Here is a 14,135-nt window from a genome sequence, read left to right on the forward strand (position 1 = left end):
GGGCTGACCCAGCGGACAACTGAATGGCTTGTTTTCGCCGCTCAACACCGGCATTGTGGTCAACGCAGTCCGGCATCAGTGCTCGGTTGCGCCGGAATACGCAGGCTGGGCACTCATCAGCGACTCGAGGTATCCGAGAAGTTCCAGTGACGTGGCATTCAACCCTTTGGTGGATGACCAAACTGCTCTTAACGCGAGTCCACTCTCTGCAATCAAGGGCCTTGCGACCAGTCCATGGCCCTCTGCATAACGGGCAGCCAGGCTTTCAAGAACGGCGACGCCGCAGCCGGCCTCCACCATGGCGCACGCGGCCGAAAACTGCATCACTTCCACACAGGGCGAAAACTCTCCGCCAGCGGATTCAATCGCCTGGGCGGTGAGCGCACCCACCGGCAAGTACCGGCTGTGCGAAATGTAGGGGGCCGCGATGAGTTGAGCCACAGTGACCTCGGGGGACTCTGCGTAGGGGTGCCCGTGCGGCATAACGCACATCAGGGCCAGCGGCCCTAGATTTTTGTAGGCGACATGTTCATGCAGCGTTGAGCCGTAGATAAGACCTAGGTCTATACGCTCCTGAACGGCCATTTCGACAACCTCGTTCGCAGTGCCCGCCTTGACGACGATGGCAGTGTCGGGACGCTTTTGAAGCAGCGATTTCACAGCCTGCGGAAGCACGCCAGTGGATGCCGCTGGAACCGCACCTATGACAATGCGCCGACGCTTGCCGCGCCCCATACTTTCTGCCGCTCGCTCTACAGACTCCAGCGCGATCAGGGCATGGCTGATTTCGGGCATCAATGCACGGCATTCCGCAGTCAGTTCAAGCCGCCGTCGATTGCGCGTGAACAACGCCACGCCGAGACGATCTTCAAGTTGCGCAAGCATGGCGCTAGCCGCTGGTTGAGACATCCCGGCTGCAGTGGCCGAAAGGGTGACGGAGCCCGTGCGCGCCAATGCGCTGACCAAAACCATTTCGCGCTTTTTCATACAAATATCAAATGAATTCAGTGGAAGTATATATTTGACTATATGTACTGGTGATTCGAAACTCATGCGTTCAAAGCAAGGACGTTTGCGTGAAAGTCATCGAAATCAACGGGTTCCACCTGAGCTTCAAGCCCCAGCATGCGCTGGGCAACGCGCGCACGTTCATGCGTAATCGCGATTTCCTGGCCCTTCGCGTCAAGACCGACCAGGGCGTTTGTGGATGGGGTGAGGTTTTCTCCTCACCTTGGGCCGCGGCTGCTTTGGTGCGGCATCAGTTCGCCCGCCTGGTGCTGGGACGCTCGCCCGAGATGTATCGCAGCATCTTCCACGACATGTTGGGCACGCTGGGCTACGACCGGCGCGGCCCCGCCATGATGGCTATTTCTGCGATTGACATGGCGCTGCACGATGCGGCCGCACGGGCCGCTGACGTGCGTGTTGTCGACCTGCTGGGCGGCCCCCTGCGCGACCGTGTGTTCGTCTATGCCAGTGGCCCGTTCATGCGAGAGGCTGAAGAACCTTACGGCCACTATGGCGCTGAAGTCGACACGTATTTGGAGCAAGGCTTCAAAGCCGTGAAACCACGCGCAGGCTTGTCGCCGGTTGCCGATGGCGAAATGGTGACGAAGCTTCGCCGTCAGGTCGGCCACGATGTGGGACTGATGGTCGACATCAACCAAGGTTATACAAGCGGCGCGGCCTGCACGTCGGCGCAAGCGATGCGAGACGCCAACTTGCTGTGGATTGAAGAGCCTGTGCAACCCGAAGACTTGGCCGGCTACCAGGCCGTGGCACGCGCAACCCCTACGCCTGTTGCAGGTGGCGAAGCCCTGGGAAGCCTGGCCAGCTTTAGAGAGTTCTTCCAGGCCGGCGCCCTCTCTATGGTGCAGCCAGACATGACGGTGTGCGGCGGCTTCTCAGGATTCGACCGTGTTGCGAGCTTGGCCGATGCCTATGACCTTCCGGTCATGCCACACGCATTCAGCACCTGCATCAATTTCCATGCGTCGCTGCAAATGGCCGCTTTGTTGCCGTCGCGGCGCGGCGGTGGCCCGGCAAATTACCCATTTGTTGAATGGGACCCAACAGGAAATCCCTTGATGGAGTTGTTTGGACTTCGTCTGGAGAAAGATGGCTGTGTTGCCCTGCCTGAAGGACCTGGCCTAGGCATCAAGCTTCAGCCCGAAATGCTCAATCCCTGGACCGTTGAAAGTTGGACGGTGCATCTACCTTGACCGCCGACATCTGAAATTTGCTAAATCGATAAGGAGACAAAAGAATGCAAACAGAACAAGAAAATCGAATCAACCGGCGTTCCGTGCTGGCGGCAAGCGCCGCCTTGGTATTTGGCAGCAACGCTGCATTCGCGGCCGCCCCTTGGCCTGAGCGCCCCATCACCTTGGTTGTACCTTTCCCGCCAGGCGGCACCACCGATGTCAACGCGCGACTGATTGCCCAAAGCCTCACGAAGTCGTTGGGACAGGCCGTGGTCATAGACAACAAGGCGGGCGCGAGCGGAAACATTGGTTCGGCCTTTGTCGCACGAGCGAAACCGGATGGCTACACCCTGGTGGTCTCAGGCGTTGGCACACATGCCGCCAACGTCGGCTTGTTTGCCAACATGCCCTATGACCCCGTCAAGGACTTCGTCCACATCACAAACATCTCATCCAGTCCCAATGCCATCGTTGTCAACACCAGTTTCCCGGCAAAGACCTTTGCGCAGTTGCTGGACTTGCTCAAACAGAACCCTGGCAAATACAACTATGCAAGTCCAGGCAACGGCTCTTCTGGACAACTGGCGTTTGAGCTGCTCAAGCAGAAGGCCGGCTTGGACCTGACCCACATTCCATACAAGGGCGCGGCCCCGGCGGTTACCGATGTACTCGGTGGACAGGTGCCGATTCTGGTCATGGTGGCAGACACCCTTTCGCAATACGTCAAGGCCGGCAAGCTGCGAGTTCTGGCGGTCACCAGCGAAACACGAAGCCCATTGTTTCCAGAGGTGCCCACCGTGGCCGAGTCTGGCTTCGCCGGGTTCAGGGCCGTGTCATGGACCGGCCTGTCCGCTCCGGCAGGTCTGCCGCCCGAGATTGCACAAAAGCTGCAGCAAGGTGTCGTGGCCGCATTGCAGGAGCCACAAGTGAAAGAAAGGCTCGAGTCCACGGGCAACCAAGCTGGGGGGATGTCATCGGCTGACTTCACAGCCTTCGTGCGCAAGGAAGTCACTCAGTGGACCCAGCTTGCAAAGGCCGCCAACCTGCAGGCGGAATAGAAGCCGGCCTCGCTGGTTGGTTCACGCCGTCAGTTCCCGCCAACATCCGTTGTACATGCGCCTAACACCCGGTGCAAAGCGTGCGCAACGGAGCTTGGATTCACAACAATTTTTTGGAGACCGAAGAAATGAAGAAACTTCTCACCGCATGTGCCTTCGTGATGACTTGCACTGCCATGGCGCAAACCAGTTGGCCTGAAAAAGCCGTCACCATCATCGTTCCCTTTCCAGCGGGGGGCTCAACAGACATGGTCGCCCGTGCGCTTGCAACCGAGATGCAGAACAAGTTTGGCCAATCCTTTGTGGTCGACAACCGGCCGGGGGCCACGGGAACCATTGGGGCGGGCATGGTCAAGCGTGCTCCAGCCGATGGTTACACCCTGTTGGTTTCATCGCTGGGCTCCTACGTGGTCGCGCCTCATTTGCTGCCGTCTGTGCCCTACGATGCGACCAAGGACTTCGACTACCTGAGTGTTCCGGTCCAAGCGCCCAATGTGCTGGTCGCGAGTCCGGCGCAAAAATCCCGCAACGTTGCGGACGTGGTCGCAGAGCTGAAAGCAAACCCCGGAAAGATTAGCTTCGCCAGCTCGGGCAATGGCTCGTCCGACCATCTTTCCGCTGAAGTCTTTTGGCAGCAGACCGGCACGGAGGGACTGCATGTTCCTTACAAAGGAGGTGCTCCAGCCATCAATGATTTGCTCGGTAACCAGGTCGCGTACTCGTTCCAAAACGTCAACGCGGTTCTCCAGCAAATCAAGGCAGGCAAGCTGCACGCGCTGGCGGTGACTGGCGACAAACGCGCGTCCGTTCTGCCCGATGTACCCACGCTTGCTGAATCTGGCGTCAAGGGCGCTGAGGTCTATTCCTGGCAGGGACTCGCAGCACCCAAAGGTCTTCCGCCCGCTGTGAAGCAAAAAATTGCGGCTGCAGCCATTGCGGCCATCAACGACCCAGTGATCAAGAAGCGTATGGTCGAGCAAGGACTCGAAATCGTCGGCAGCAATCCGGCTGAGTTCACGGCCTTCCAGGCAACAGAATATGTTCGTTGGCGAGAACTTATCAAGTCGCGCGGTATCAAGGCGGACTAGGCAAGTCCTACCTGTTTGTGCCGTCGAATTGGCGCATTGAATGTTGGCTTGAGAGCCTTGTGACTGGGGTTAGCCTGGGCCGCTCGGGGAGCAGCGGGCCCGAAGTGAAACCGTGGCCTAGCCCACCAAGCCCCCCTCTTAAAAGAGGTCTTGCTGGGAAGTGGTCAAAGACCCAAAGCTCTCGCCGAAGGGAAAAAGAATGGCGTCGGCAATCGGCTGAAGTTGCTTGGATAAATAGTGTTCATAGTCGATGCCGGACTGGCGCACCTCCAACGGCTCTGGCCCACCCCTGGTCATGACGTACTGAATCCAGCCGCCGTTCTGGTACTGCTTGGGTCGACCAACTGCCGCGTTGTGCTCGTCTGCCATACGCGCAGCGCGCACTTGCGGCGGGACGTTGACCTCGTAGGCGTCCAGGCGATGGCGCAAGCGCTTGCGGTAGATGAGCAGGTCATCCTTTTGCCCCGCCAGCATCGACTGCGCATAGTCGGTGACGAACGCGCGGTGTGGCTCATCATGGAAGATGCGCGTCAGCAAACCTTCTTGGAACTGGCGAGCCAACGGAGTCCAGTCACTGCGCGCCATCTCCAGGCCACGATAAACCATCATCTCCCGTCCGCTTGCATCCACGCTCAGCCCCGCATAACGCTTCTTGCTGCCCACCTCCGACCCGCGGATGGTTGGCATGAAGAACCTCTTGTAATGGGTGTCAAACTCGATTTCCAGGAAGTTCTCCAGACCCTGCTCCTCACGCAGAGTCCGCGTCCACCAGGCGTTGATGTCTCTCACCAGTTGCGCCGCAACAGCATGTGCCTGGTCATTCGTGTGGGCTTTTTTAAGCCAGACGAAGATGGAGTCGGTATCGCCATAAATGGCTTCATACCCTCGGTCCTCGACGAACACCCGGGTCAGCTTCATCATCTCGTGCCCACGCAAGGTCACAGCGGACACCAGCTTGGGGTTGAAGAACCGGCATCCGGTGGCACCCAGCACCCCGGCAAAGGAGTTCATGAGCAGCTTCAGGGCCTGCGACAAAGGCTCGTTCTTGACCCGCTTGGCTTCATCGCGGGCCTTTGAAAGAGTGGTCACGATTTCCGGCAGGCAGTGCTTCTCACGTGAGAACACGGTCTCCTGGGGCCCAGCGACGCCCAGCGCTGTGTCGGCCAAGTTCATGCCTTCCGCATAACCCACGGGGTCGACGAGGAAAGTTCTGATAATCGAGGGGTAAAGGCTCTTGTAGTCCAGCACCACGACTGAGTCGTAGAAGCCGGGCTTGGAGTCCATGACATAGCCGCCAGGAAATGCTTTGGTCTCTATCTCGCCCACATTGGGCGCGACGTAGCCTTGGCGGTGCATACGCGGCAGGTAGTGGTGGCTAAATGCGGCGATGGAGCCGCCAAAGTGGTCGGCCTGCAGGCCTGTCGTTTGGGCCCGCTCCAATACAAACTGCAAAAGCTTGGCTTTTTCGAAGATGCGCAGAACCAACTCGCAATCGCGGATGTTGTAGACGGCCAGGGCTGGTTTGTCCTCCTGATACCGACGCTCAATCTCGGCCATCTTGTCGTACTCGTCGCCAATGGCTTTACCCTCCCCCAACAGCGTCTGCGAGACATTCTCCAAACTGAAGGAAGGAAAACTCCACACCGCCGCCTTCAGTGCGTCTATGCCGTCTATGACCAGTCGGCCAGGTGTTGGCGCGAACAGGTAGCCTTGTTTGCCCGGATGGGTACGCCACTGGATGGCTTGACGGTCTCGGCCCAGCAGCAGCTCAACACCGCAATCGTCAGCCGTCTTTTGAAGCACCCGCAGGTCGAACTGAATCACGTTCCAACCGAGGATGACGTCGGGGTCGTTGCGTTCGAACCAGGCGTTGAGGTTCTCGACCATCGCCTTACGTGTAGGACAGTAGATCAGCGCGAAATCCAGAGGTTCGGCCACATCCGTCGGTGGCTCGCCAAGAATGAACACGATGCGCTCGGCCATTCCGTCCAACGCAACCGAATACAAGGCCTCGTGTTGGCTGGTCTCGATGTCCAGTGACACAAGCTTCAGCACCGGCCTATAGTCGGATGCGGGCTTGAGCCTGCAGTCAACGATGGTCGAGCCTTCAACGCGGCCGCCTTCGATGAGGACACCCGCAGTGATGAACCGCTCCATCAAGTAGCGGTCGTGGGGACGAACGTCGGCCTCCAACAGCGGAACCTTCAGCGGCTGAAGGCTGCGGGCCAGTTTTCCAAGTTGCCGAAAATGCGTCGCGTAGACACCGAAGACCGGTTCCTGATGGAAAGTCCGCAACTCAAGCGGGCGAAGTTGCATACGAGGAAATGCAGCCAGCTGCGCCTCGACCACTTCCCGATACGCTGTTGGGACGAAGGCTACCGAGGTCTGTTCGGTGATGAGCACCTTTCTCGGCCCGGCCTCGGTCGCCAGCCAGAACTCGATTTCTGTGCCAGCCGGCGCATCCCGCCAATGGCGGGTGAGGATGAAGCCCTTGAATTCGGTCACGGAAATTTGGAGTCAGGGCCTTGGACGCGGCACTCAGTACAGGCTAAAGGGCGATGGGGTTCTGTTACGCAAGAGATAGCGCCCCAGTTTATCCCACTGTGCAAAAAAACAGTGACCACCAGTGGCTATACCAACATTCCATCCAACTGCGGTGATGCGAGTCCACTACGCGGCGGACGCCCAAGCCAATCCTGTTCGAATATCCACCACCGTCGAAGCATGTTTCTGACCAAGGAAGCCGGATGTCTGTTCCTGGCCGAATTCTGTGTGAAGCCGAAGCGACTCAGTCGGGCCCACAGGCGACATTCACACTTGCCCATTGCCTCCGCTCATTGCCTCCGCTCATTGCCTCCGCTCATGGCCACCGCTTATTGCCACCGCTTATGGCTGACCTGGTCCGCTGCTGGTTCACGCAAGCGTGGCACACACACAAGAGCGCCACAAGCTCTTCAAGACGTTTTGCGCTTCTTAGGCGCGGCGGGCTTTGACGGCGGAAACAGCCGCCCTATCACCTCGCGGTACAAGGCCTCCAATGTCGCCACGTCGGCAGGCTGTTCGGTTGCGCGCCGGAAAGCCGTGCCTTCGGACAACACCGCGACAAACTCCACACGCGCGGCGGCTTCGCGCTCGCTCAGGTCTGGGTAGTCCACCCGCACAGCCGCCATGGCTTGGGCGTGCAGCCGGTGGTCGGCCTTTTTCACGATCTCGGCCACCACCGGGTTGCGTGCGGCCTCGGCGGTCACTTCCAGCAGCAGGGCACGGTCTTCGATCTCGACCTTGTCTTCACTGAACATGCGTGAGGCCAGGAAGGCGGCCAGATCAAACTGCCGCGCGCTGCTGGCAATCCACGCCAGGCGCTGCGAAACGATGCGCTCGACGATGTCGTGGACTATGGCTTCCTTGTTGGGGAAGTAGCGGTAGATCTGGCCCACGCTCATCTTCGCCTGCTCGGCGATCTGCGCCATGCTGGCCGCGTGAAAGCCGTGGCGCACCACACACGCGCGCGCCGCAGCGGCAATTTCGCTGCGGCGCAATTCATCACGCTCGGCCTTGGCCGGGCGCGGCGCAGCTTTCACGGGACTGGCTTGCTCTTGGTCGGCACGGATGCCGTTGGAGCTGGCGGATCTGGTGGACCGGTTCACGTTTCTTTACCTCGGCGCAATGGAAGTGATCTTATTTTAAATGAGAATGAACGTTCACACTCATATTTATATTCATCTCCAGTCCCCTTGAGGACGCCGCAAGACAAGCCGTTCACCATGAAAACCACCACCCTGATCCTGGCCGCCACGCTGCTGCTTGGCGCCTGCAGCGACAAAGCCGCCCCGCCTACACGCGGCATCACCGAAGTGGCTGTGGTCACGCTCAAAACCGAAGCCGTGGCCCTGCAAAACCAACTCTCCGGCCGCACCACGGCGGCCTTGGTGTCCGAAGTGCGCCCCCAGGTCAGCGGCATCGTCAAGGCACGCAGATTTGAAGAAGGCGCCTTGGTCAAAGCCGGCCAGGTGTTGTATGAAATTGACCCCTCGAGCTACCAGGCCGCAGCCGACGAAGCCCGCGCCAACCTGGCCAGCGACGAAGCCGCCGTAGCCGCAGCCAAGCTCAAAGACACACGCTACGCCGAACTGCTGGCGATTGACGGCGTGTCGCAACAGGACGCGGACGACGCCCATGCCGCGGCCCAGCAAGCCGTCGCGGCCGTGGCGCAGAAGAAGGCCGCGCTGGCGACGGCGCGCATCAACCTCGACTACACCCAGGTGCGCGCACCGATCTCGGGGCGCATCGGCAAATCTAGCGTCACTGCCGGGGCCTTGGTCACGGCCAGCCAGACCACGGCCTTGGCCACCATACGCGCGCTCGACCCTATGTATGTGGACCTCACCCAATCCAGCGCTGAACTGCTGCAGATGCGCCGCACGCTTGCCTCGGGCGCGCTCAAGGCCGGCAGCGCCAACGTGAGCCTGAAGCTCGAGGACGGTAGCGCCTACGCCCTGCCCGGCAAGCTGAAGTTTGCCGAAGTGGCGGTGGACGAAGCCACGGGCTCGGTGACGCTGCGCGCCGAGTTCCCCAACCCCGACGGTGCCCTGCTGCCCGGCATGTATGTGCAGGCACTGCTGGCCCAGGCCGTAGACCCGAACGCCATCCTGGCGCCGCAACAAGGCATCAGCCGCGACCCCAAGGGCAATGCCACGGCCCTGGTGGTCACGGCCGACAACAAGATCAGCAGCCGCAGCGTGACCACACAACGCGCCATCAACGACAAGTGGCTGGTGTCCGGCGGCCTGCAAGCCGGCGACCGCATCGTGGTCGAGGGCAGCAACAAGGTGCGGGAGGGCGACACGGTGAAGCCAGTAGAAGTTGGCGCGAACAAGGCCGAGGCGCTGGCCCTGTCTTCGGCAGCCAAAACCACAACGGAGCGCTAGGGCCTGTTCACACTATGAATACCAGTGCGAACGTGATTAAAAAGCCGCCAATCAAGGCGCTGTGCCATCAGAACTTTGACGGCCAGGCTCATGCCTGGCCTAGGAAAGCAACGCGGAGTGGCGGTTTTTTAACCGCGTTCCCTAAGGGTTGCAGCCCAAAAGACCAGCCGCATCGTTGTAAAGCCTTGCCGGGGTTTACCCCGGCCGCGTTTTGCGCCTCGCCTCTGGCCCTTTGGACTCGCAACGCATCTTGTATTCATAGTGTTAACAGGCCCTAACCATGCTCGCCCGTTTCTTCGTCAACCGGCCCATCTTCGCCTGGGTCATCGCCATCGCCATCATGCTGGCCGGTGCGGCCTCCATCACGTCACTGCCCGTGGCGCAATACCCCGATGTGGCGCCGCCCACCGTGCGCATCCAGGCCACCTACACCGGTGCCTCCGCCGAAACGGTGGAAAACAGCGTCACGCAAATCCTGGAGCAGCAGCTCACCGGCCTGGATGGCCTGTTGTACTTTTCGTCGAGCAGCAGTTCGGCCGGCAGCGCCAGCATCAACGTCACCTTCAAACAAGGCACCAACCCCGACACCGCCCAGGTGCAAGTGCAAAACAAGGTACAGCAAGCGCTGACACGGCTGCCCAATGCGGTGCAGCAACTCGGCGTGACGGTCACCAAGTCGCAGACCGACTTTCTGATGATTGCCGCCCTGTATGACGCCACCGACAAGGCCAGCGCCAGCGACATTGCCGACTACCTGGTGAGCAACATCCAGGACCCGATCGCCCGCGTCGACGGCGTGGGTGGTGTGCAGGTCTTCGGCTCGCAATACGCCATGCGCATCTGGCTGGACCCGGCCAAGCTTGCGGGCTACAGCTTGATGCCGTCCGACATCCAGAGCGCCATCGAGGCGCAGAACGCACAGGTCTCGGCCGGCAAGATTGGCGCGCTGCCGGCGGCCAGCAGCCAGCAACTGAATGCCACGGTGACGGCGCAGTCCAAGCTGCAAACGCCCGAGCAGTTTCGCGCCATCGTGGTCAAACACGACAGCCATGGCGCCATGGTGCGCCTGGGTGACGTGGCGCGGGTGGAGATCGGCAGCGAAAGCTACGACAACGTGACGCGCCTGAACGGCCACCCGGCCTCCGGCCTGGCCGTGCAATTGGCACCTGGCGCGAATGCACTCTCCACCGCCACACGTGTACGCGCCACCATTGAAAAGCTGCAGCCCGGCATGCCCACGGGCTACCAGGTGGCCTACCCCAAAGACAGCACCAAGTTCATCAAGATCTCCATCGAAGAAGTGGTGAAGACGCTGTTTGAAGCCATCGCCCTGGTGGTGATTGTGATGTTTGTTTTCCTGCAGAACTGGCGCGCCACCTTGATTCCGGCGATTGCCGTGCCGGTGGTGCTGCTCGGCACGTTTGGTGTGTTGTCGGTGTTTGGTTATTCCATCAACACCTTGACGATGTTTGGCATGGTGCTGTCGATCGGCCTGCTGGTGGACGATGCGATTGTGGTGGTGGAAAACGTCGAGCGGCTGATGCGCGAGAAGAAGCTCTCGCCGCGCGAGGCCACTATTGCGTCCATGCAGGAAATCACCGGCGCACTGGTCGGCATTGCCGTGGTGCTGTCGGCGGTGTTCCTGCCCATGGCCTTCATCAGCGGCTCGACCGGCGTGATCTACCGCCAGTTCTCCATCACCATTGTGTCGTCGATGGCGCTGTCGGTGGTGGTGGCGTTGACGTTAACGCCCGCCCTGTGCGCAACGCTCTTGAAGCATCATGAAGGCGAAGCTTCGGCGCGCGGCTTGGCCGGTTGGTTCAACAGCACTTTTGACCGTCTGCTGGGCCGCTACGAGGGCCGTGTCACCCGCATGTTGAAGACCCCGCTGCGCTGGATGCTGGTCTACGGTTTGATTCTGGGCGCGTTGGCGGTGTTGTTTACGCGCCTGCCCACAGGCTTCCTGCCGAATGAAGACCAAGGCGAAGCCATGGTGCAATACACCCTGCCCGTAGGTGCCTCGGTGAGCCGCACCATGGATGTGGCCAAGCAGGTGGAACAACACTTCCTGAGCGCGGAAAAAGACAACACCGAAGCCATCTTCACCATCTCCGGGTTCAACTTCAGTGGCAGCGGGCAAAACGCCGGCATGGCCTTTGTCTCGCTCAAAGACTGGAGCCAGCGCAGCGGTGCGCAAAACCGCGCCGATGCGATTTCCGGCCGCGCCACCAAAGCACTGGGCAGCGTGCGCGACGCGCAGGTGTTTGCGTTGAACCCGCCAGCCATCCAGGGCCTGGGTCAGTCCAACGGCTTCGAGTTCCAACTGCAGGCCGACGCCGGCACCAAGCGTGCCACGCTGAAAAGCATGCGCGACAGCCTGCTGAGTTCGGCCGGCAAAGACACACAGCTCACAGCCGTGCGTGCGGGCGGCATGGAAGACACACCGCAGCTCAAGGTCAACGTGGACCAGGCCAAGGCCTTGTCGCTAGGTTTGTCGCTGGACGACATCAACGCCACGCTGAGCTCGGCCTGGGCCGGCACCTACGTGAACGACTTCATAGACCGTGCGCGCGTGAAGAAGGTCTACATGCAGGCCGACGCCCCCTTCCGCGCCAAGCCCGACGACATCAACCAATGGCGTGTACGTGGCGACTCGGATGCGATGACACCGTTCTCGGCCTTTGCCACCACCGAGTGGACCTATGGGCCGGAAAGCCTGTCGCGCTACAACGGCCTGGCCTCTTACGCCATTCAAGGCGCGGCCGCCAGCGGCATCAGCTCCGGCACGGCCATGGACCAAATGGAAACCCTGGCGGGCCAATTGCCCCCGGGCAGCAGCTTTGCCTGGAGCGGCCTGTCGTATCAGGAGCGTTTGGCCAGCGGCCAAACGAGCATGCTGTACGCCATCTCCATCCTGGTGGTGTTCCTGTGTTTGGCAGCCTTGTATGAAAGCTGGTCGGTGCCGCTGTCGGTACTGCTGGTGATTCCGCTGGGTGTGGTGGGCGCGGTGTTGGCCGCCACCTTGCGCGGGCTGGAAAACGACGTGTACTTTCAGGTCGCCTTGCTGACCACCATTGGCCTGGCGGCGAAGAACGCGATTTTGATCGTGGAGTTTGCCGAGGCGGCCTTCCAGCGCGGCACGGGCCTGGTGGCCTCGGCCATCGAAGGTGCGCGTTTGCGCTTGCGGCCAATCTTGATGACTTCGCTGGCGTTCATCGCTGGGGTCATGCCGCTGGCCTTGTCCAGCGGCGCGGGCGCCAACAGCCGCATCTCCATTGGCACGGGCATTGTCGGTGGCACCTTCACCGCCACCGTGCTGGCCATCTTCTTCGTGCCGCTGTTTTTTGTGCTGGTGCGCAAGCTGTTCAGCGCACCTACACCAACGCTGGCGCACACACGTGGCGAAGCGGCCCAGGGAATCTGACATGACAAAAAAACACATACTCACGCTGCTGGCCAGCCTGGTGTTGAGCGCCTGCTCCAGCATGGCGCCTACCTATGAACAACCAGCCTCGCCTGTGGCCGCCAGCTGGCCCACGGGCGCGGCTTACGCCACGCCAACGGCAGCGAGCACCAGGGCCGCCGACATTCCATGGCGCGACTTCATACTCGATGAGCGTCTGCGAACCGTCATAAGCCAAGCGCTGAACAACAGCCGCGACCTGCGCAAAACCATTGCCAACATCGAATCGGCGCGCGCGCAGTACCGCGTGCAACGCGCGGCCGAGTTGCCCACGCTGAACGCGGGTGTCAACGGCACACGTGCGCGCGGCACGATCACCGGCAACAACAGCGGCACCACGGCCACCGGCATCGCAGAATCGGCCAGCGCCAGCATAGGCATCAGCGCATACGAGCTGGACCTGTTTGGCCGGGTGCGCAGCTTGAGTGATGCATCGCTCGAAAGTTATCTCGCCACCGAAGAAGCCGCCGGCGCCACCCGCATCAGCCTGATCGCGGAAACCGCCATGGCGTGGTACACGCTGGCAGCCGACCGCAACCAACTCGCCATCGCCCAAAGCACAATGGCCAGCGCGCAAAACTCCATGGCGCTGACGCAAAAGCGGCTGGAAGCCGGCGTGACCTCACGTGTGGACGTGCGCCAGGCCGAAACCGTTTACCAGCAAGCCCGCGCCGACGTGGCCACAGCCACCACCAGCATCGCACAAGACCGCAATGCGCTCGAACTGTTGGCCGGCAGCGCCATCGATGACGCCTTGTTGCCCAGCGAACTGCCTGATTCAAAAAGCAGCCTGGCCGCCGTGCCAGCGGGCCTGTCGTCCAGCGTGTTGCTGCAGCGCCCTGACGTGCTTCAAGCCGAGCACCAGTTGAAGTCGGCCAACGCCAACATTGGCGCGGCACGTGCGGCGTTTTTCCCCACGCTGTCGCTCACCGCCAGCGCCGGTGTCGCCAGCGCAGCCTTGTCCAGCCTGTTCAGTGGCGGTGCCGGCATCTGGTCGCTGGCGCCCGCCTTGAGCCTGCCGATTTTTGATGGTGGCGCCAACAAGGCGAATCTGGCGTATTCAGAAGCACAGCAAAAACTCTATGTCTCAACCTACGAACTGGCCGTGCAAACCGCATTCCGCGAAGTCGCCGATGCGCTGGCACGCCAAGGCAGCATGCGTGAACAACTCGCCGCGCAAGAGGCCCTGGTGCTGGCCGCCAACGACAGCTACCAACTGGCCACCGCGCGCTACGTCAAAGGTGTGGACAGCTTCCTCAACGCGCTGGATGCACAACGCAGCTTGTACAGCGCACAAAAGAGCCTGGTCACCACGCGCCTCACGGCGCTGGAAAACCAGGTCACGCTGTACCGCGCTCTGGGAGGCGGCGTAGCCGGCGCCAGCTGACCGTGGG

9 protein-coding genes are annotated in these 14,135 nt (G+C 61.0%); 6 read left to right on the forward strand and 3 right to left on the reverse strand.

The window, feature by feature from the left end; translation table 11 throughout:
- Positions 1-75 precede the first annotated feature (75 nt).
- Complete coding sequence (locus tag ACFQ95_RS08945) at positions 76-987, reverse strand: LysR family transcriptional regulator (protein WP_422830500.1); 912 nt, start codon at positions 985-987, stop codon at positions 76-78.
- An 89-nt stretch (positions 988-1,076) separates the two neighbouring features.
- On the opposite strand from ACFQ95_RS08945, the gene ACFQ95_RS08950 reads away from it, so the two are divergent.
- The 3 genes from ACFQ95_RS08950 to ACFQ95_RS08960 all read left to right on the forward strand — a co-directional run bounded on the left by ACFQ95_RS08950 (position 1,077) and on the right by ACFQ95_RS08960 (position 4,350).
- Positions 1,077-2,222 (forward strand): mandelate racemase/muconate lactonizing enzyme family protein, encoded by a 1,146-nt coding sequence (locus ACFQ95_RS08950; RefSeq protein ID WP_422830501.1) that lies wholly within the window; start codon positions 1,077-1,079, stop codon positions 2,220-2,222.
- A gap of 44 nt (positions 2,223-2,266) precedes the next feature.
- Positions 2,267-3,262: a Bug family tripartite tricarboxylate transporter substrate binding protein gene (locus ACFQ95_RS08955; RefSeq protein WP_422830502.1), complete on the forward strand. Its 996-nt coding sequence runs from the start codon at positions 2,267-2,269 to the stop codon at positions 3,260-3,262.
- 128 nt (positions 3,263-3,390) lie between these two features.
- Positions 3,391-4,350: a Bug family tripartite tricarboxylate transporter substrate binding protein gene (locus tag ACFQ95_RS08960; protein WP_422830503.1), complete on the forward strand. Its 960-nt coding sequence runs from the start codon at positions 3,391-3,393 to the stop codon at positions 4,348-4,350.
- Positions 4,351-4,488: 138 nt separating this feature from the next.
- Here ACFQ95_RS08960 and ACFQ95_RS08965 read toward each other — a convergent pair whose 3' ends face one another.
- Positions 4,489-6,861, reverse strand: a complete 2,373-nt coding sequence (locus ACFQ95_RS08965) for a DNA polymerase II (protein ID WP_422830573.1) — start codon at positions 6,859-6,861, stop codon at positions 4,489-4,491.
- A gap of 443 nt (positions 6,862-7,304) precedes the next feature.
- A complete protein-coding gene (locus tag ACFQ95_RS08970) occupies positions 7,305-7,997 on the reverse strand; it encodes a TetR/AcrR family transcriptional regulator (protein WP_422830504.1) in 693 nt (230 codons plus the stop codon).
- 117 nt (positions 7,998-8,114) lie between these two features.
- Between ACFQ95_RS08970 and ACFQ95_RS08975 the strand changes: the two genes are divergently transcribed.
- The 3 genes from ACFQ95_RS08975 to ACFQ95_RS08985 all read left to right on the forward strand — a co-directional run bounded on the left by ACFQ95_RS08975 (position 8,115) and on the right by ACFQ95_RS08985 (position 14,128).
- Positions 8,115-9,278: an efflux RND transporter periplasmic adaptor subunit gene (locus ACFQ95_RS08975; RefSeq protein ID WP_422830505.1), complete on the forward strand. Its 1,164-nt coding sequence runs from the start codon at positions 8,115-8,117 to the stop codon at positions 9,276-9,278.
- Positions 9,279-9,558: 280 nt separating this feature from the next.
- The gene (locus ACFQ95_RS08980) at positions 9,559-12,702 is read left to right on the forward strand and encodes an efflux RND transporter permease subunit (protein ID WP_422830506.1); all 3,144 of its coding nucleotides are present in this window, start codon (positions 9,559-9,561) and stop codon (positions 12,700-12,702) included.
- Between the two features lies 1 nt (position 12,703).
- On the forward strand, positions 12,704-14,128 hold the full coding sequence (locus ACFQ95_RS08985) for an efflux transporter outer membrane subunit (protein WP_422830507.1): 1,425 nt from the start codon (positions 12,704-12,706) through the stop codon (positions 14,126-14,128).
- Positions 14,129-14,135: the final 7 nt, after the last annotated feature.

It is taken from the genome of Variovorax sp. HJSM1_2 (genome assembly GCF_049316285.1).
Lineage (GTDB): Bacteria > Pseudomonadota > Gammaproteobacteria > Burkholderiales > Burkholderiaceae_C > Rhodoferax_B.

What these genes read in the sequence shown, in the direction of transcription:
- ACFQ95_RS08985 (WP_422830507.1), top strand. Translation starts at nt 12,704, where the DNA reads ATGACAAAAAAACACATACTCACGCTGCTGGCCAGCCTGGTGTTGAGC.
- ACFQ95_RS08975 (WP_422830505.1), top strand. Translation starts at nt 8,115, where the DNA reads ATGAAAACCACCACCCTGATCCTGGCCGCCACGCTGCTGCTTGGCGCC.
- ACFQ95_RS08945 (WP_422830500.1), bottom strand. Translation starts at nt 987, where the DNA reads ATGAAAAAGCGCGAAATGGTTTTGGTCAGCGCATTGGCGCGCACGGGC.
- ACFQ95_RS08960 (WP_422830503.1), top strand. Translation starts at nt 3,391, where the DNA reads ATGAAGAAACTTCTCACCGCATGTGCCTTCGTGATGACTTGCACTGCC.
- ACFQ95_RS08980 (WP_422830506.1), top strand. Translation starts at nt 9,559, where the DNA reads ATGCTCGCCCGTTTCTTCGTCAACCGGCCCATCTTCGCCTGGGTCATC.
- ACFQ95_RS08955 (WP_422830502.1), top strand. Translation starts at nt 2,267, where the DNA reads ATGCAAACAGAACAAGAAAATCGAATCAACCGGCGTTCCGTGCTGGCG.